The organism is Melghirimyces profundicolus (assembly GCF_003054245.1).
Taxonomy (GTDB): domain Bacteria; phylum Bacillota; class Bacilli; order Thermoactinomycetales; family DSM-45169; genus Melghirimyces; species Melghirimyces profundicolus.
In genome coordinates, this window is record NZ_QBKR01000031.1 from 18,701 (window position 1) to 35,570 (window position 16,870).

The 16,870-nt window shown below is 57.2% G+C and carries 20 protein-coding genes; 18 read left to right on the forward strand and 2 right to left on the reverse strand.

Annotated features, from left to right (window positions below):
- Nucleotides 1–24 precede the first annotated feature (24 nt).
- The 5 genes from C8P63_RS16535 to C8P63_RS16555 all read left to right on the forward strand — a co-directional run bounded on the left by C8P63_RS16535 (nucleotide 25) and on the right by C8P63_RS16555 (nucleotide 4,806).
- The gene (locus C8P63_RS16535) at nucleotides 25–1,326 is read left to right on the forward strand and encodes a dihydrolipoamide acetyltransferase family protein (RefSeq protein ID WP_108025958.1); all 1,302 of its coding nucleotides are present in this window, start codon (nucleotides 25–27) and stop codon (nucleotides 1,324–1,326) included.
- A gap of 254 nt (nucleotides 1,327–1,580) precedes the next feature.
- Nucleotides 1,581–2,066, forward strand: a complete 486-nt coding sequence (locus tag C8P63_RS16540; RefSeq protein ID WP_108025959.1) for a CarD family transcriptional regulator — start codon at nucleotides 1,581–1,583, stop codon at nucleotides 2,064–2,066.
- A 144-nt stretch (nucleotides 2,067–2,210) separates the two neighbouring features.
- Entirely contained in the window at nucleotides 2,211–2,918 is a 708-nt protein-coding gene (locus C8P63_RS16545) for a GntR family transcriptional regulator (protein WP_108025961.1), read from the forward strand.
- Nucleotides 2,915–3,862 (forward strand): DMT family transporter, encoded by a 948-nt coding sequence (locus tag C8P63_RS16550; RefSeq protein WP_108025963.1) that lies wholly within the window; start codon nucleotides 2,915–2,917, stop codon nucleotides 3,860–3,862. Before C8P63_RS16545 ends, C8P63_RS16550 begins: the two co-directional genes overlap by 4 nt.
- The gene (locus C8P63_RS16555) at nucleotides 3,862–4,806 is read left to right on the forward strand and encodes an EamA family transporter (protein ID WP_108025989.1); all 945 of its coding nucleotides are present in this window, start codon (nucleotides 3,862–3,864) and stop codon (nucleotides 4,804–4,806) included. The genes C8P63_RS16550 and C8P63_RS16555 overlap by 1 nt, the downstream gene beginning before the upstream one ends.
- A 386-nt stretch (nucleotides 4,807–5,192) precedes the next feature.
- Here the strand turns inward: C8P63_RS16555 and C8P63_RS16560 are convergent, their stop codons facing one another.
- Nucleotides 5,193–5,885, reverse strand: a complete 693-nt coding sequence (locus C8P63_RS16560) for a DUF421 domain-containing protein (protein WP_108025964.1) — start codon at nucleotides 5,883–5,885, stop codon at nucleotides 5,193–5,195.
- Nucleotides 5,886–5,990: 105 nt separating this feature from the next.
- The gene (locus C8P63_RS19250; RefSeq protein ID WP_170109723.1) at nucleotides 5,991–6,161 is read right to left on the reverse strand and encodes a hypothetical protein; all 171 of its coding nucleotides are present in this window, start codon (nucleotides 6,159–6,161) and stop codon (nucleotides 5,991–5,993) included.
- A gap of 438 nt (nucleotides 6,162–6,599) precedes the next feature.
- Between C8P63_RS19250 and C8P63_RS16565 the strand changes: the two genes are divergently transcribed.
- The 13 genes from C8P63_RS16565 to C8P63_RS16615 all read left to right on the forward strand — a co-directional run bounded on the left by C8P63_RS16565 (nucleotide 6,600) and on the right by C8P63_RS16615 (nucleotide 16,515).
- Complete coding sequence (locus tag C8P63_RS16565) at nucleotides 6,600–8,249, forward strand: acyl-CoA mutase large subunit family protein (protein WP_108025965.1); 1,650 nt, start codon at nucleotides 6,600–6,602, stop codon at nucleotides 8,247–8,249.
- 14 nt (nucleotides 8,250–8,263) lie between these two features.
- A complete protein-coding gene (locus C8P63_RS16570; RefSeq protein WP_108025967.1) occupies nucleotides 8,264–8,674 on the forward strand; it encodes a cobalamin B12-binding domain-containing protein in 411 nt (136 codons plus the stop codon).
- Nucleotides 8,671–9,111, forward strand: coding sequence for a methylmalonyl-CoA epimerase (gene mce, locus C8P63_RS16575; protein WP_108025969.1), 441 nt, complete (start codon nucleotides 8,671–8,673; stop codon nucleotides 9,109–9,111). The genes C8P63_RS16570 and mce overlap by 4 nt, the downstream gene beginning before the upstream one ends.
- Before the next feature lie 42 nt (nucleotides 9,112–9,153).
- Nucleotides 9,154–10,683, forward strand: coding sequence for an acyl-CoA carboxylase subunit beta (locus tag C8P63_RS16580; protein ID WP_108025970.1), 1,530 nt, complete (start codon nucleotides 9,154–9,156; stop codon nucleotides 10,681–10,683).
- Nucleotides 10,684–10,697: 14 nt separating this feature from the next.
- On the forward strand, nucleotides 10,698–11,003 hold the full coding sequence (locus C8P63_RS16585; protein ID WP_108025972.1) for a hypothetical protein: 306 nt from the start codon (nucleotides 10,698–10,700) through the stop codon (nucleotides 11,001–11,003).
- A 12-nt stretch (nucleotides 11,004–11,015) separates the two neighbouring features.
- On the forward strand, nucleotides 11,016–11,171 hold the full coding sequence (locus tag C8P63_RS19255) for a hypothetical protein (protein WP_170109724.1): 156 nt from the start codon (nucleotides 11,016–11,018) through the stop codon (nucleotides 11,169–11,171).
- A gap of 123 nt (nucleotides 11,172–11,294) precedes the next feature.
- Nucleotides 11,295–11,504 carry a hypothetical protein gene (locus C8P63_RS19645; RefSeq protein WP_245920980.1) on the forward strand — a complete coding sequence of 70 codons (210 nt, stop codon included), beginning with the start codon at nucleotides 11,295–11,297 and terminating at the stop codon, nucleotides 11,502–11,504.
- The gene (locus C8P63_RS19650; protein WP_425437325.1) at nucleotides 11,501–11,713 is read left to right on the forward strand and encodes a zinc ribbon domain-containing protein; all 213 of its coding nucleotides are present in this window, start codon (nucleotides 11,501–11,503) and stop codon (nucleotides 11,711–11,713) included. The genes C8P63_RS19645 and C8P63_RS19650 overlap by 4 nt, the downstream gene beginning before the upstream one ends.
- 36 nt (nucleotides 11,714–11,749) lie before the next feature.
- On the forward strand, nucleotides 11,750–12,868 hold the full coding sequence (locus C8P63_RS16595) for a M20/M25/M40 family metallo-hydrolase (RefSeq protein WP_108025976.1): 1,119 nt from the start codon (nucleotides 11,750–11,752) through the stop codon (nucleotides 12,866–12,868).
- A 92-nt stretch (nucleotides 12,869–12,960) separates the two neighbouring features.
- A complete protein-coding gene (locus C8P63_RS16600; RefSeq protein ID WP_108025991.1) occupies nucleotides 12,961–13,512 on the forward strand; it encodes a GNAT family N-acetyltransferase in 552 nt (183 codons plus the stop codon).
- 66 nt (nucleotides 13,513–13,578) lie between these two features.
- Nucleotides 13,579–14,724, forward strand: a complete 1,146-nt coding sequence (locus C8P63_RS16605; RefSeq protein WP_108025978.1) for a DUF3866 family protein — start codon at nucleotides 13,579–13,581, stop codon at nucleotides 14,722–14,724.
- A 76-nt stretch (nucleotides 14,725–14,800) separates the two neighbouring features.
- Nucleotides 14,801–15,349 (forward strand): NUDIX domain-containing protein, encoded by a 549-nt coding sequence (locus tag C8P63_RS16610; protein WP_108025981.1) that lies wholly within the window; start codon nucleotides 14,801–14,803, stop codon nucleotides 15,347–15,349.
- On the forward strand, nucleotides 15,346–16,515 hold the full coding sequence (locus C8P63_RS16615; RefSeq protein WP_108025983.1) for an endonuclease Q family protein: 1,170 nt from the start codon (nucleotides 15,346–15,348) through the stop codon (nucleotides 16,513–16,515). The genes C8P63_RS16610 and C8P63_RS16615 overlap by 4 nt, the downstream gene beginning before the upstream one ends.
- Nucleotides 16,516–16,870: the final 355 nt, after the last annotated feature.

Sequence of the window (16,870 nt, forward strand, 5' to 3'; positions counted from 1 at the left end):
TCCGGCCCAGCGAGGAGGTATACGATGGCGACGGATATTACGATGCCGCAACTGGGCGAAAGTGTGACAGAAGGAACCATCACCAAATGGTTGAAGCAACCGGGGGACTCCGTCTCCAAATACGAACCTCTCTGTGAAGTGGCCACCGATAAGGTGAACGCGGAGGTTCCCGCCACGGTTGCGGGAACTCTGACCGAAATCGTCACCGGGGAAGGACAGACGGTGGAAGTCGGGGAGATCATCTGCCGGGTGGCCGAAGCCGGAGAGGGGGCGGATCACGAAAAGGCGCCCCCCGCCTCCTTTGCGGAGGAAGAGCCGCCGGCGGCAGGGAAGGAGAGGGCAAAATCCGATGCGGACGCGGGGGACTCATCGATGAAGCGCCGGTATTCCCCGGCGGTATTGCGTCTGGCCCAGGAACACGCCATCGACCTGGAGCAGGTTGAAGGAACCGGAAAAGGCGGCCGGATCACCCGGAAGGATATCCAAAAGCTGATCGACTCCGGCGAGTTCCCCCAGACCGGCGCCCGGTCGGAAGCTGCCCAAAAGGCGGAAAAGAAAGAGGAACCCCAACCCGCAAAGACCGGGCAACCGGCACCGGCTCAGCAGCAGCAACCCGACGTGCAAACGGAACCGGGCGACAAGGAAGTTCCCCTCAGCAGTGTCCGAAAGACCATCGCCCAACGGATGGTCACCAGCAAACACGAGGCCCCTCATGCCTGGACCATGGTGCAGGCGGATGTCACCGGCCTCGTGAAGCTTCGCGGGAAACGGAAGGAAGACTTCAAGAAGCGGGAAGGGATCAGCCTGACCTATATGCCGTTCTTCATTAAAGCGGTGGTCGATTCCCTGAAGGAGTTTCCTTACCTGAACTCCGTTTGGGGCGGAGACCGGATCATCCTGAAAAAACGGATCAACATCTCCATCGCCGTGGCCACGGAGGATGCCCTCTATGTCCCGGTCATCAAGAATGCCGACGAGAAAAGCATCCTCGGCCTGGCCAAAGCCGTCCACAGGCTGGCGGAAAAAACCCGGGCCGGGAAACTCACCATGGAGGATTTGTCCGGAGGGACTTTTACCGTGAACAACACCGGTTCCTTTGGTTCCGTCGCCTCCCAACCGATCATCAACCATCCCCAAGCGGCGATCATTTCCATGGAATCCATCGTGAAGCAACCCGTGATTCACGACGACATGATTGCCGTGCGGGACTTGGTCAACCTGTGTCTCTCCCTGGATCATCGCATTCTGGACGGCTTGATGGCGGGGCGTTTTCTTAAGCGGGTCAAAGAACGACTGGAAGCTTACGGGCCTGACACGCCCATCTGACGGGAATATCACAGAGACAGGCACCCCAATGAGGGTGCCTTTTGTTAGTGTGCCCGGCATGGTCATGTTCTCCAGGGTGAAAGCCCGAACGGCGGAAGGCAGCAGTAGTCGTTTCGATGACCCCGGTTCACGGTTCCTTGAATCACCAATATCTTGCCGAATAATATCTGCTCGTGATAATATGTATGGTTTAATCAACATTGAACGCCATCTGTGTTATCCTTATAATAAGAGATTCTCCAGGGGGTGGCGGTTTGTTCAAAGTCGGCGATAAAGTGGTGTACCCGTTGTTTGGAGCGGGGGTGATCGAAGCCATCGAGGAGAAAGAAATTCTGGGAGAGAAGCAGCTTTATTATATTTTGAAAATGTCTCTCGGGAAAATGGAAATGATGATCCCTTCGGTCAAGATGGAACAATCGGGAGTCCGGCAGGTTGTGGATGAGGAAACCATGGAGGAAGTGCTGGATCTTTTGCATGACGGAGAGTCGGATTCCACCATTGCCTGGAACCAACGCTACCGAATCAACATGGATAAAATGAAATCCGGGGATATTTACAAAGGATCCGAAGTGATCCGTGATCTCATCCGCATCAATAAACAAAAGCCACTGGGAACCGGTGAAAAGAAGATGCTGGATGACGCCATGCAGATTATGGTCAGCGAACTGGCCCTGGTCAAAGGGATCGGAGAGAAAGAGGCTCTCGACCTGTTGAACCAGGTTGTTTATCAAGGTACCTGAGGACACGGACCGTCACTTGAAAGCGATATAAAGATGTTGGATCGCTCCCTGCGGTCCTTTTTTTTATGATGTGCGTATCTTGATTCCGGTATGGGGTATGCGATATATTGCATATAACAACGATCGGCGAGGAGGCGGTGAAGGATGCCCATACCCGGCGATTTGGAACAGTACCGGCGCATATCAGCCAAGGAGCGGGTGTTCTCGCTCCTCCGGGAATGGATTACCGACGGGACGTTGCAACCCGGGGAGAAAATTGTGGACTCGGAGTTGGCCCAGGCGATCGGGGTCAGCCGCACCCCTGTCCGGGAAGCGCTGCAGATGTTGGAATTGCAGGGTTTCGTGGAGATGCACCCCGGCAAGGAAACCAAGGTGAGCGGTTTGAGTGAAGCGGATGTGTTTCAACTGTATCCGCCTTTGGCGGTATTGGACTCTCTGGCTTCCGAACTGGCGGCGGACCGGATGGAAAAAGAAACGGTGCGGGAGCTGGAAGGGATCAACGAAAAGTTTGCCAAAGCCGTGGAGGACCGGGATCGCAACCGGGCCTTGGAGTGGGACGAACGGTTCCACCGAACCATTGTGGAGGCATCGGAGAACCCCTACCTCGCTGATTTTACTTCGGTTCTTCAGCTCCATATCCGACGGCTGAAGTTCGTCTTTTTCGATCCCTCCATGGTTCCCGCCCAAACTTCGGTGGAGGAGCATCGCGCCATCATCGAAGCCCTGAAAACGGGGGATGGGAAAAGGGCGGCCCGTGTCATGAAGCAGAACTGGCTTCGTGCGATGAATACGGTGGCGGAGGAGATCCGGTGCTCCGGCACGGAGGGCGGAGAAAAGGAGGCGAGGTCATGACAGGAAGAAACGGCACCTACGGCTTGCTGACCCTGATGGCGGTTTTCTGGGGGAGCGCTTTTGTGGGATCCAAAGTGGCGGTGGGTTCGGTTCCCCCCGAGGTGGCCGCCTTTTTTCGATTCGGATTGGGCGGTGTTTTTATGTGGCTGATACTCCGGACCCGAAAAAAAGAAAACCGGTTGATCCCGTCTGCCTATCGGGGGATCGTGCTTTTTTTGGGGGTGACGGGGGTGGCCGCATACAACTGGCTTTTTTTCCGGGCACTCGATTTTTCCATGGCTTCAGACGGAAGCATGATTATTCCCACGATGAGTCCGGTTTTCACCACATTGTTGGCCGTCCTGTTTCTGAAAGAGGTTCTCACACGCCGGCAGGTTTTCGGTCTGTGTCTCTCGTGTCTGGGTTCTTTGGTCTTCTTTTCGGGGATCATGGCCGGCGGCTTTGACGGCACCCGCATGACCGGCGACCTTCTGTTCCTGCTGGCGGCCGGCTGTTGGTCGGTCTACACGTTGTACGGAAACCGGGTGTTAAAAGAGTTGGATCCCTTTCCGGTCACCGCTTACGCGATGTTGACGGGGGCGGTGGTGCTGGGAGCCGTGGCCCTGCCCCGCTTCGGCACCGTCCAGTGGGGGGAGCTCGGTTTTGATTTCTGGGCCCTGCAGCTTTATCTGGCTCTGTTTCCGAGTGTGTTGGCCAATTGGTTTTACTATCGGGGAGTGAAGCGGATCGGAGCTTCCCGGGCAGCGGTCTTTATGTACCTCGTACCGGTATCCGGAGTGTTTTTGGCCATTCTGCTGCTGGAGGAGCGGTTGACGGGTATGCAGTTGACGGGCTCCCTCCTGATGATTCTCGGGGTTTGGTTCGTCAACCGGAAGCGGATCCCTTCCGCACCTTCCACCGAGCAGCCGGTTTCGCGCACGGTCACCGGTGGTGGAAGATCATGATGAAGACCATGACCCGGTCGCGGGGCCGTGGGTTTATCATGGTGTTGGTCGCCGCGGTTCTGTGGGGTCTTTCCGGGACCGTGGCCCAGCACCTTTTCCACGGCGCGGGGGTCGGAGAAGGTTGGTTGGTGACGGTTCGACTTTTCATTTCGGGATTTCTGCTGCTCCTCTGGATGTTCTTTCGAAGCGGGAGCGACGCAGTATGGTCTCTTTGGCGATCACCCAGGGACCGTAGGCAAGTGCTTCTGTTGGGGGTTTGCGGCATGTTGGCCGTCCAGTACACCTACTTTGCTTCCATCGCGGCGGGGAACGCTGCAACCGCCACGTTGCTCCAGTATTTGGGGCCGGCCCTCCTGACATCCTGGCTCGCCATCCGGCTGCGCAAAATGCCGGAGAGCCGGGAATGGGCGGCGGTGGGGTCAGCGCTTGCCGGCACGTTTCTTCTGGTGACCGGCGGGGACCCGTCGACCCTGTCCATTTCCCTGCCTGCCCTGATCTGGGGGCTGGGATCCGCCGTCGCGTTGGCTTTTTACACCTTGTATCCCGCCGGGTTGCTCCAACGATGGGAATCAGGGACGGTGGTGGGATGGGCCATGTTGATCGGCGGCTTTGCCCTCTCCCTGCTTTATCCTCCCTGGGCGGTTCGAACGGAGCATTGGGGATGGGAGACATGGGGGTGGATCGCCGTCGTGGTGCTTTTCGGAACCCTTCTCCCTTTCTTTTTGTACTTGGACAGCCTCCGTTTCCTGCGGCCGTCTGAAACAGGATTGCTCTCCTGTGCAGAACCGCTGTCCGCGGCCATTGCGGCAGTCTGGTGGTTGGGCGTCCCCTTCGGCTTCCCGGAATGGACGGGAGCCGCCTTGATCATCGGTACGGTGATTCTTTTGTCCCTGAAAAAAGAGAAGCAAACTCAGGAAAAAGTCAAGCAACTCGATGTTATTTGATCCACTTCCCGGCCTAGAAGTGTTGCCTTTATTCCTTTCGAAAGAAAAACCTGCGGACCTCACCCTTTCCACAGGGTCGTTACATAAAAAATTTCCCTAGAAGCTTTGTGATTTCATGTTCGTTTCGAGAAAAGGGGAAGCGTTTACCCAAAACAGCGACTTTGCTGTCCTGCCCAGCGGAGAATCAGCCTGCAAGGGCGTTCAGGGGCAAAAGCTTCTCTGTGTTGCATCCGAAGGCATTTGCCCCTGCCCGCAGCAGGATGATTCGGAGCGTACTGTGCCTACTCTCTGCAGGACAGCATAGCGAGACCGGGGAGCGCAAGCGACCCAGGCGAGACTTGTGCTCTGTGAGTGCAGCCGGAGCGGCTTTGGGTAAATGCTGCCGCTCACTTTTTCGATGGTTTATTTCCCCCCCGTACATTGACATCGATCTCCTCGCTTTTCTCACGGGCAAATGCGTAGATCACTTGACGGGGGTCTGTGACTCCCTTCTCTTCCAGCTTTTTTTTGAGCCAGGATTCGTCCCGGTGGAGGAGTCGAAGGTTTTGTTTCTGGATGCGGCCGTCGACGATGACGGCGAGGGGGAGGCCTTCGTAGGGGAGCTCAAGGCCGATATCCTTTGCAGAAAGGGGAGCGATTTCCGGCTTGGGGATGATACTGACAGAACCGGTGGGCTCCAGGATGGCGTAATCGATCTTGCTCAGATCGGGGTGGCCCGCACTGCGAAGGGTGGCCAACAGCTGTACCATGGAGACGTTGCTTTGTTCCAGATTATCTTCAATCACTTTTCCGTGTTTGACGAGCAGGGTGGGTCTTCCCAACAGCAGGCGGCTGCCGATATGGTGGAGAGTGAATTTGGCGAAGGCGAGATAGACGAGCATGATAACAAGGAGGGCGGCCACTGTCGGACCCACCTCCGTGCTGATCAAAGGTTCCGCCGCCATGGTGCCGATGATGACGATGGCCACCAGGTCATAAGGGGTCAGCTGGACAATGGCGGTTTTCCCCATACTGCGGATCACGGCGACAGTCAGGGCGAAAATGGCGGTAATTTTGGCGAACAGGGTGAGAACGCTCATCCGAAAAGCCCTCCCGGTTAGTTCCTTTTTCCATTATGGCCCGGAATCGTTTTCCCCACCCACGGAAAAAGCGGCTTTCTTTCGGAAAGCCGCTTTTTCGAGCCGTTACTCAATTCCCACGATCTCATCGTAAATGGCGAGCAGGGTGACACCGATGAGGGCGAGGGTGAACAAACCGCCGATCATGTATCCCGGTTTGTTTCCCGACCGTTTGTTTTTCAAGGTGCCCATGATGGCAAGGACGGTGATGAAGATCAGGATGACGGTCATATACATGTTGATTTTTCACCCGCTTTCGATTCCACTGTATGACTGCATTTTTTGGCGAAAACCCGTTCCGCGCCGGAGACTTTTCATGATCCCGTTTAGGGTTTCCTCATCCCTTGTTCAGTATACTGTTGGGACGGCGGTCAGGCAAGGGCCCTCTCCGCTCCGGAAAGGCGGTTCGCCCCCCTCAGAAAAATGTGATCAAGGTTCCTGTGATCAAGGTGGTGATCACCAACGTGAAAATAATGACATAAACCACCATTCTCACCCATCTCGGTTGCACAATATCACCTCTATTCGAATATTTTATCCGAGAGGTCCGGGCCTGTCCATATGCTGAAAACCGCCGCAGAGCCTGCAATTTTTTGTTATGATTGAATTGTGACAGCGCTTTAATTTTGGTTTGTACACCGATCATACCGTTACAACGGAGGGGGAGGGAACCGGGTGACCAAAAAATCCTTTGACGAACTCTATCGGGAGTGGGAAGAGAAAACCCGCCAGCTCTTGGAACAATATCCGGAACAGCGGGAACGTTTCGAAACATTGTCCGGCATTGAAGTCCAGCGCCTCTACACCCCGAAGGACGGCACAGGGATGGAAGAGATCGGATTTCCCGGGGGATACCCTTACACTCGGGGTATTCGGCCAACCATGTACCGTTCGCGAAACTGGACCATGCGCCAATATGCGGGATTCGGTTCTGCGTCGGAAACCAACCGTCGGTTCCGTTATCTCCTCGACCAGGGACAGACGGGCCTTTCGGTCGCCTTCGACCTGCCGACCCAGATCGGCTATGATTCCGATGATCCCATGGCCGCCGGGGAAGTGGGGAAAGTCGGGGTCGCCATCGATTCCCTGGAGGACATGGAACGGCTTTTGGAAGGGATTCCGTTGGATCGGGTCAGCACGTCCATGACCATCAACGCCCCGGCGTCAGTGCTCTTGGCCATGTATTTGGCGGTCGGGGAAAAGCAGGGAGTGGCTTCGGAAAAGCTGACCGGGACGATCCAAAACGACATTCTGAAAGAATACATCGCACGGGGGACCTATATCTTTCCGCCCAAACCGTCGATGCGGCTGATCACGGACATTTTCGCCTACTGCGCCGAGCGGGTTCCCAGATGGAACACCATCAGTATCAGCGGGTATCACATCCGGGAGGCGGGATCCACCGCGGTTCAGGAAGTGGCTTTCACCCTGGCCGACGGGATTGCCTATGTTCAAGCCGCCCTGGAGGCGGGATTGGAAGTGGACCGTTTCGCTCCCAGACTCTCCTTCTTTTTCAATGCACACAACCATTTCTTCGAAGAAGTGGCGAAATTCCGGGCGGCCCGGCGACTGTGGGCACGAATCATGAAGGAGCGTTTCGGGGCGAAAAACCCCCGCTCGATGCAGCTGCGTTTTCATACCCAGACCGGGGGCTCCACATTGACCGCTCAGCAGCCCGACAACAATGTGGTCCGCGTGACGCTGCAAGCGCTGTCGGCGGTGCTGGGCGGCACACAGAGCCTTCATACCAACGCGCGGGATGAAGCCCTGGCTCTCCCGACGGAAGACTCGGCCCGGTTGGCGCTTCGAACCCAGCAGATCCTCGCTCATGAAAGCGGGGTGACCCAAACGGTGGATCCCCTGGGGGGGTCCTGGTTTGTGGAATCTCTCACCGACGAAATCGAGAGACGGGCGTTTTCCTACATTGAGAGAATCGATGAAATGGGGGGAGCGGTTGCTGCGGTGGAGCAAGGTTACATGCAACGGGAAATCCACCGGACCGCCCTTGAAACGCAACGGAAAATCGAGTCGGGGGAAGAAGTGGTGGTCGGGGTGAACCGGTTCCGTCTGGAAAAGGAACCGCAACCCGAACTTTACAAGTTGGACCCTCACCTGGCCCGGGAGCAGGTGGAACGGGTGCAAGCCCTTCGCGGCAAACGGGACGGCGAAGAAACGGCCCGCCGGCTGGCGGCGCTGAAGCGGGCGGCGGAAGGGGACGACAACCTGATACCTTTCATTCTCGACGCCGTAAAAGCTTATGCCACCGTGGGAGAGATCTGCAATACCCTTCGGGAAGTCTTCGGAGAATATCAACCGAGTGTATAAAGGAGCGAAAGGACATGAACCGACCCATCCGCGTATTGGTTGCCAAACCGGGTCTCGACGGGCACGACCGGGGAGCCCTGATCATTGCGCAGGGACTCCGCGACGAGGGGATGGAAGTGATCTATACGGGTCTCCGTCAGTCCCCCGCTCAGATTGTGGCCACGGCGATTCAGGAGGATGTGGACGTGATCGGCCTCTCCTGTCTTTCGGGCGCCCATAACGAACTGTTTCCCGAAGTGACGCGCCTTTTGAAAGAAGAAGGTGCTGACGATATCATCGTGGTGGGGGGCGGGGTGATCCCCCAGTCCGATTTCCCGTTCCTTCGGGAACAGGGGATCCGCAAGATCTTCACCCCGGGAACGGCCACCCGGGAGACGGCGGAGTTCATTCGTAAAGCGGTGAAAGAACGGGAGGGAGCCCAATGACGAACCGATCGGTTTCACCGGAGCGGATTGACCATGTGGGGATTGCTGTTCGCAGCCTGGATGAGGCAGTCCCCCTGTACCGGGACATCCTGGGTCTTAAATACCTGGGAGAGGAATCGGTGGAAAGCGAACAGGTTCGCATTGCTTTCTTCCGTTTGGGGGAAACCCGGATCGAACTGTTGGAACCCCTCTCTGCCGACAGTCCCATTGCCGGCTTTCTCGAAAAACGGGGGGAAGGGATTCACCACATTGCTCTCAAGGTGGACGGGATCGAAGAGAAGCTGGAAGGGCTCACGGAAACCGGCATCCGTCTGATTCACGAGCGGCCCAAGCGGGGGGCGGAAGGGAGCAGAGTGGCCTTCATCCACCCCAAGTCCACGCGGGGTGTTTTGTACGAACTGTGTGAACCGCAACTGAAGGGTGAACCGGGTCTCTGAGAAACAGCCAAAGAGGAAACATTTACCTGATGGAGGGCGTTTATGTACCGAAAACTGGATGAATTGGCCGACCGTCGGCGCCGGGTGGAAATGGGCGGCGGCGAGAAGAAAATCCGTTCGCAGCATGACAAAGGAAAACTGACCGCCCGGGAACGGGTGGACCTCCTGTTGGACGAGGACACCTTTGTGGAGTTGAACCCCTTCGTGGAAAACACAGCCGCCGATTTCGGTGAAGCTCCGGGAGAAGGGGTGGTGACGGGGTACGGGAAAGTGAACGGCCGACCTGTTTACGTTTTCGCCCAGGATTTTACCGTCTTCGGCGGGGCGCTGGGAGAAATGCACGCCCTGAAAATCGCCCGGCTGATGGACCTGGCAGCAAAAAACGGGGCCCCCGTGATCGGACTGAACGATTCGGGGGGAGCCCGCATCCAGGAGGGGGTCGTTTCCCTGGATGGTTACGGCCATATCTTTTACCGGAATTCCATCTATTCCGGTGTGATCCCTCAGATCTCCGTCATCATGGGTCCCTGTGCAGGAGGCGCCGTTTATTCCCCGGCCATCACCGATTTTGTCTTCATGGTGGAGAAAACCAGCCAGATGTTCATCACCGGCCCCAAAGTGATCGAAACGGTGACCGGGGAAAAGATTACAACCGAAGATCTGGGAGGGGCCGGAGTTCATTCCAGTCTCAGCGGAAACGCTCATTTCACCTCCGCTTCGGAACCGGAAGTCTTAAATCAGGTCCGGAGGCTTTTGAGTTTTCTTCCCCAGAACAACGTGGAGGACCCCCCCCGGATCTATGCCAAAGAAGACGACGGTTGGACGGAAGACTTGATCGAAGTGGTGCCGGTCGAGGGTACAAAAGTGTATGATGTACGCAGGGTGATCGATCTGATCGTGGACAACGGCGATTTCATGGAAGTACAGGAGAAGTTCGCCCGCAACATCGTCGTCGGTTTCGGCCGGATCGACGGTCAGACGGTGGGGATCGCCGCGAACCAACCCAAAGTGATGGCGGGTGGCCTGGACATCGATTCCTCGGATAAACTGAGCCGGTTCATCCGGTTCTGTGACAGTTTCAACATCCCGATTGTCACTTTTGTGGACGTGACGGGCTTCTTCCCGGGGATCAACCAGGAACACCGGGGGATCATCCGACATGGGGCCAAAATCCTTTACGCCTATTCCGAGGCGACGGTACCCAAGATCACGGTGATCACCCGGAAAGCGTACGGAGGAGCCTACGTGGCGCTCAACAGCAAGGCGATCGGGGCGGACGTGGTTTACGCCTGGCCCGGAGCCGAGGTGGCCGTAATGGGTCCGGAAGGGGCGGCCAACATCATCTACAGCCGGGAGATCCGGGAGAGTGAGGATCCCGCCGCCACCCGGGCCGAAAAGATCGAGGAATACCGAAGGAAATTCGCCAACCCTTATGTGGCCGCCTCCAAAGGGATGGTGGACGATGTGATCGACCCCAGGGAAACCCGGAAGAAACTGAAACAATCCCTGGAAATGCTGAAAGGGAAACGGGAATCCCGTCCGGCCAAAAAGCACGGCAACATTCCGCTGTAAAAGGGGGATCGTTCATGGAACAGAACAGTCCGATCTTGATCCGTCTGATGCGCGGATCGGGAAAGGCCGGTCCCGGACTCCGCACGGGAAAGCGTGTCTTCAAACAGGCGGCCTTGATGAAACCCCGCCCCAAACTCCGTCTGCTCCGGGCCTTCGACGTCCGTTTCATACGCGGCCCCCGGGACCGTTCTCCCTGGAGGGAAGCCGGGAGAAGATATCTTCTCGGGTACTTGGAGGAAACGGAGAGACCGGTCTGGAATGACCGGGTCACGTCCATGCGACAGCCTCTTCCTGAAAAAACCGGCAGAGGGTGGCGATAAGGGGGAGAATCAATGAAACCAGCCTGGTCCCGGATGATGGAAAAAGCTTTGACGGGGGAAGGGGCCCATGCCGACAGTGTCGGCACCCTGGATGGGTTGGATTTCATCTTGCCGGGGAGAAACCGGAAGGCGTGCCCCACTCGATCTTTCAGCTGGTCCACCATATGATTTTTTGGCAGGAATATTGCTTAGATATGCTAAAAGGAAAAGAGGTTCGCTTCCCGGGGAAAGCCGCCGGCAGTTGGACAGGCGACCAACGACCGGCTTCTCCCGACGAGTGGGAGGGGGGCGGTGCGGCATTTTCGAAAAGGAGTGGAGGAAGCCCTCCGGCTCGCCGAAGAACCGGATCCCGATGGAAAAATCCCCGGGCATGTCGACAGGACCCGCATGGAAGGGTTGCGGTCCATCGCTTCCCACAACTCGTATCACCTCGGGCAGGTGGCTCTCATCCGGCGGATGCCGGGTTCCTGGCCCCCGCCGAAAGGAGGCGACAGTTGGTGAGTCAACGTTCCCGGGGTTGTCCCAAATGTGGATCCACAGATGCGGAAACGGGGAAAATCGCGACGACGGGCAGCGGCATCAGTCGCATTCTTGACTGGCAGAACAACGAATTTCACGTTGTCTCCTGCAAAAGCTGCGGCTACTCCGAGTTTTATCGGACCAAAGGCTCTACAGGCACCAAGTTGTTGGATCTCTTCTTCGGAGGCTGACACAGAAACAGACACCGAAATGATGGAGGAATCGCGATGATCAACAAGGAACGCTTACTGGAAGAATTCTTGGAATTGGTTCAGACCGACAGTCCCACCGGGGATGAACGAAAGATCTGCGATCTTTTGAAGGAGAAATTGACCGGACTCGGTTTTCAGGTGACAGAGGACGATTCCGCCAAAGTGACGGGCCACGGCTCGGGCAATCTGATTGCCTCCCTGGAAGGGACAGACCCGGACGCTCCGTCGATCTACTTTACCTGCCACATGGACACCGTCGCTCCGGGGAACGGAGTCAAACCGGAAGTGAAGGACGGCTGGGTGGTCACCGACGGCACCACCGTTCTTGGAGCCGATGACAAAGCGGGACTGGCCGCTCTTCTGGAAGGGATCCGCGTGGTGAAGGAAAAAGGAGGGTCCCACGGCCATATTCAATACATCATCACCGCCGGGGAAGAATCGGGACTGGTGGGTTCCAAAAACCTGGATCCCCAAAGTGTGAAGGCGGATTTCGGTTACGCCATGGATTCCAACGGGCCGGTGGGGGATATCATCACCGAAGCACCCTCCCAGGTTCGGCTGGATGTCCGGATTGAAGGAAAAGCGGCCCATGCCGGGGTGAATCCGGAAGATGGAATCAGTGCCATTCAGGTGGCCAGCCGGGCCATCTCCAGAATGCCCCTCGGCCGGATCGATGAAGAGACGACGGCCAACATCGGCCGGTTTCAGGGAGGCACCGCTTCCAACGTCATTCCGCCATTTGTGGAGATCCTGGCGGAAGCCCGCAGTCGGGATGAAGACAAGCTGAAAGCCCAGGTGGAAAAGATGGTCCGGGGCTTTGAGGAGGCGGCGGAAGAAATGGGTGCCAAGGCCGAGGTGGAAGTGACCACCATGTATCCCGCCTATAAATACGGTGAATCCGATAACGTGGTCCAAAAGGCGATTGCGGCTGTGAAAAAAGTGGGGCGCCGGCCGAATCTGCTGGCCAGCGGCGGGGGCAGTGACGCCAACGTTATCGCCGGTTTCGGCATCCCCACCGTCAATCTGGGGATCGGTTACGAGGACATCCATACCACCAAAGAGCGGATGCCCATCGAAGAGCTGAACAAAGCGGCGGAACTGGTGGTTGCCCTGATCGAAGAAAGTGGAAAATAACCCGGAAGCCACAAGACCCACGGAGGGATCCTTCCGTGGGCTTTCTGTACTTCGAGGGCGGAAAGCGCAAATGGGAGAGGAGGAAAATGAAGATGGCCACCTTTGACTCCACTGCCGTCCGACTGAAAACTGGGGAGGAAATCACGGTCCGCTGCGCGGAAGGGAATGACGCCGAGGCGTTGTTGGAGATGACCCGGTCGGTGATTGCCGAGGGTAGGCATCACTTGACGAAACCGGAGGAATTCAACGCCACGGCGGAAGAGGAAAAGAATTGGATTCACCAGGTGTCCCAATCCCCCAACCGGCTGATCCTCCTGGCCGAAATCCGGGGGGAGATCATCGGGATGCTGGATTTCCACGGGGGAGAAAAAAAGCGGCTCCGCCATACGGGCTCCTTGGGGATGAGCGTTCAAAAAAATTGGAGGAACCGGGGAGTCGGATCCGTCCTTCTGGCCATCTTACTGAAATGGGCTTCCAATCACCCCGAGCTCCGCAAGATTTGCCTGGAAGTGTTCGCAGACAATGAAGGGGCCATCGGGCTCTACCGGAAAGCCGGGTTTCGGACGGAAGGCCGTCTGGTTCATCATGTGAGAATGGAAGACGGCAGCTACACGGATTTGATCCAAATGTGCCGGTTCGTCTGAATCATGGTCATAATCCGGCTTTCCCGTGCATACCCCCTTTCGAGAGAGTAAAGGGGGGGACCTTTGATGATCCTTTGGGAGCGGGGGGCCGTGATTCGGATCCTGGAAGAGGAAGTGGGGGTTCAGTGGTTGGCGGTTCAAATCGAGGCGACGGGGGAGGAAGGGCAGGCCGTTCACTATCCGGCGCTGTTCGGCCGGTGCAAGACCGGGGACGAAGTATGGCTCAATACGACCGCTGTCCGTTTGGGGTTGGGAAGCGGAGGCGTTCATTTTGTGGGGGGGATGATCGGAAGGAATCCGGACCCCGCTCCGTTGACGGGACATATCATGAAGCTCCGTTATACTCCTTGGCAGTTGGCTCTCGCCACGGGGGAGGAACAGAACAGCCGATGGCACGGAACGTTGAAGAAAGTCCGATCCCTGGGAGGAATCCCCGTTCTGATCGGAGAGCTTCACAGCATGCTTCCGGCGGCGGTGACCACCTGGCGCTGCCTGGCAGAGGGGCAAGATCTTCGCATCGGGTATGTGATGACGGACGGGGGAGCCCTCCCTGCCCCATTCAGCCGTCACGTGAGACGCCTGAAATCTCTCGGCTGGCTGGCGGGAACCGTCACCGCCGGCCACGCCTTCGGAGGGGATCTGGAAGCGGTCAACCTGTATTCGGCCTTGCTCTTGGCCCGTCACGCCCTGAAGTCGGATTTGATTATGGTGGCGATGGGACCGGGGATTACGGGAACGGGCACCCCTTACGGCTTCTCCGGGGTGGAGCAGGGGCAGGCCGTCAACGCGGTCCACAGCCTGGAAGGCCTTCCCGTGTTGATTCCCCGCATCCAGGAAAATGATTCCCGGGGGCGGCATCGGGGCTTGAGCCACCATACGGTCACCAACCTGTCCTCCGTGGCCCTGGCCCCGGCGGTGGTTCCCCTTCCCCGGCCCTTGCCGGCAAGAGTCCGGGACGAGGTTCAGGCACTGCAGGACCGCTCGTTGAACCACCATTGGATTTCGGTTTCTGTCACAAAGGAAGAAGCGATTCGTTGGTTGGAGTCTTATCCGGGTCCTCTCCGGACGATGGGGAGAGGGATCGGAGAGGATCCGCTCTTTTACCGGACCATTTGTGCTTCCGCCCGGGCGGCTCTGGAACTGCGGAGCCTGATCCGAGCCGGTTACAACGCCGATGATGCCGTCCGCCGCCTCAAAATCAAAGGGGTTTAGCCCTTTGCCCATCCACCTCCCGTCCGGCCTCCGGGATCATGTATAATGGGACTCGGGCAGAATCAAAGGAGGAATCATGTTGAGCAGGTTGGAAGAAAAAACGCTGAACAGCAGAATCATTTTCGAAGGGCGGCTCATTCGCGTACAACTGGACGAAGTGGAACTGCCCGACGGAAACACCTCCACCCGGGAGTTGGTGAAGCATCCCGGGGCAGTCACCGTGATGGCAGTGACGGAGGAAAACCGGATGGTATTCGTACGGCAATACCGGAAGCCTTTGGAGAAGGAGATTTTGGAGATTCCCGCCGGTAAACTGGAACCCGGGGAGGACCCCGAAGAATGTGCCCGCCGGGAGTTGGAAGAAGAGACCGGATACAAGGCGAAGGCACTGAAACACGTGGTGTCCATGTATACTTCCCCCGGTTTCGCCGATGAACGGCTTCATCTGTATGAGGCCCGGGGGCTTGCCGAGGGGCAGTTCCGGCCCGACAGTGAGGAATTTGTGGAGCGGGTGGAACTCACCTTGGAAGAAGCCTTCGAACGGATGGCCGCCGGAGAGATTTGTGACGCCAAAACCGTGACCGCCCTCTACATCTGGAAAAACCGGGAGATTGCCGGGAAATGACCCTGAAACGGGTGTTTGCCGATCTACACATCCACATTGGCCGGACGGAAAGCGGTTTACCGGTCAAAATCACCGGGGCCCGCAACCTCACATTCGACCAGATCGTCCGGGAAGCGTCCCACCGCAAGGGGATCGACATGATCGGCATCATCGATGCCCATTCCCCCCCGGTTCAGGAGGAGATCGCCCGCAACTTGGATCGGGGGCGTTACACGGAACTAAAGGGGGGCGGTTTCCGGTACGGGGCAACCACGGTGATTCCCGGAGTGGAGGTGGAAGTCAAAGGGCCGGGAAAAGGAGCGGCCCATCTGTTGGCTTACTTTCCCTCTCTGGATGTGATACGGTCCTTCAGTTCTTGGTTGGCCCGTTATGTGAAAAACATGCAGCTCTCCACTCAACGGTTCCATGGAGATCTCCGGGAGCTGGAAGAGAAAGTGGAAGAATGCAACGGGCTCTTGATTCCCGCCCATGTATTCACTCCGTTCAAAAGCGTTTACGGAAGCGCCGTGGACCGGATGGCCGATCTCTTGAACCTGGACAGGCTTTCGGCGGTGGAACTGGGTCTCTCTGCCGATTCGGAGATGGCCGATCGCATTTCGGAGTTGGAGCCATTCTCCTTTGTGACCAATTCCGACGCCCACTCCCTCCCCAAAATCGGACGGGAGTACAATGAACTGGCCGTTAAGAACCCGGACTTCATGGAGTTGAAAAAAGCTTTGGCCCGGAAAGAAGGGCGTCGTGTGGCGGCAAATTACGGTTTGAACCCCAAGCTGGGAAAATACCACCGCACGCGTTGTCTCAACTGTGATAAACTTCTTTCGGGCATCGGGAGCGGTTGTCCTTTCTGCGGGAGCATCAAGGTGATTCAGGGGGTCATGGACCGGATCGACCGGATTTCCGATCGGACGTCCCGTCATCCCGAACACCGTCCCCCTTACGTCTATCAGGTTCCCCTGGAGTTCATCCCCAAGCTGGGCCCCAAAACGTTGGACCGTCTGCTCGGGCGGTTCGGGACGGAAATGGAAATCCTTCACCGGGCACCGCTCGACGGGATTGCGGAACTGGCCGGGGAGGGAATCGCACACCACATCCGCTTGGCCAGGGAACGGCGTCTGGAATTCGAGGAAGGCGGAGGAGGATCCTACGGCCGGGTGAAAAACGGATAAACGCTGGAAGCGTTTACCCAAAATAGCGACTTTCGCGACCGGAGCGCAAGCGATCCAGGCGGGACTTGTGCTCTGTGAGTGCAGCCGGAGCGGCTTTGGGTAAAAGCTGCCGCTCACTTTTTCACAACGCTTTCTAGTACTGCTTTGAGTCTTGAAGGATTAATCCTCGGATTTGTCGAAAGATGTCTCCGAGGTGGTAGATCATGGATTCCAAACGCATTCCAAAAGCGATTCGTCAACCCGTCCCGGAACTGATGGAATTCCTGAAGCCCTATCGTGAAGTTTTTAGCCGGGAGGAACCCCGGCAAACCCTTGAACGTTATGTCACCGGTCTTCTGAGTGATCTTCCGCGTAA

What these genes read in the sequence shown, in the direction of transcription:
- C8P63_RS16535 (WP_108025958.1), top strand. Translation starts at nt 25, where the DNA reads ATGGCGACGGATATTACGATGCCGCAACTGGGCGAAAGTGTGACAGAA.
- C8P63_RS16545 (WP_108025961.1), top strand. Translation starts at nt 2,211, where the DNA reads ATGCCCATACCCGGCGATTTGGAACAGTACCGGCGCATATCAGCCAAG.
- C8P63_RS16550 (WP_108025963.1), top strand. Translation starts at nt 2,915, where the DNA reads ATGACAGGAAGAAACGGCACCTACGGCTTGCTGACCCTGATGGCGGTT.
- C8P63_RS16555 (WP_108025989.1), top strand. Translation starts at nt 3,862, where the DNA reads ATGAAGACCATGACCCGGTCGCGGGGCCGTGGGTTTATCATGGTGTTG.
- C8P63_RS16560 (WP_108025964.1), bottom strand. Translation starts at nt 5,885, where the DNA reads ATGAGCGTTCTCACCCTGTTCGCCAAAATTACCGCCATTTTCGCCCTG.
- C8P63_RS19250 (WP_170109723.1), bottom strand. Translation starts at nt 6,161, where the DNA reads ATGTATATGACCGTCATCCTGATCTTCATCACCGTCCTTGCCATCATG.
- C8P63_RS16570 (WP_108025967.1), top strand. Translation starts at nt 8,264, where the DNA reads ATGAACCGACCCATCCGCGTATTGGTTGCCAAACCGGGTCTCGACGGG.
- mce (WP_108025969.1), top strand. Translation starts at nt 8,671, where the DNA reads ATGACGAACCGATCGGTTTCACCGGAGCGGATTGACCATGTGGGGATT.
- C8P63_RS16580 (WP_108025970.1), top strand. Translation starts at nt 9,154, where the DNA reads ATGTACCGAAAACTGGATGAATTGGCCGACCGTCGGCGCCGGGTGGAA.
- C8P63_RS16585 (WP_108025972.1), top strand. Translation starts at nt 10,698, where the DNA reads ATGGAACAGAACAGTCCGATCTTGATCCGTCTGATGCGCGGATCGGGA.
- C8P63_RS19255 (WP_170109724.1), top strand. Translation starts at nt 11,016, where the DNA reads ATGAAACCAGCCTGGTCCCGGATGATGGAAAAAGCTTTGACGGGGGAA.
- C8P63_RS16595 (WP_108025976.1), top strand. Translation starts at nt 11,750, where the DNA reads ATGATCAACAAGGAACGCTTACTGGAAGAATTCTTGGAATTGGTTCAG.
- C8P63_RS16600 (WP_108025991.1), top strand. Translation starts at nt 12,961, where the DNA reads ATGGCCACCTTTGACTCCACTGCCGTCCGACTGAAAACTGGGGAGGAA.
- C8P63_RS16605 (WP_108025978.1), top strand. Translation starts at nt 13,579, where the DNA reads ATGATCCTTTGGGAGCGGGGGGCCGTGATTCGGATCCTGGAAGAGGAA.
- C8P63_RS16610 (WP_108025981.1), top strand. Translation starts at nt 14,801, where the DNA reads ATGTTGAGCAGGTTGGAAGAAAAAACGCTGAACAGCAGAATCATTTTC.
- C8P63_RS16615 (WP_108025983.1), top strand. Translation starts at nt 15,346, where the DNA reads ATGACCCTGAAACGGGTGTTTGCCGATCTACACATCCACATTGGCCGG.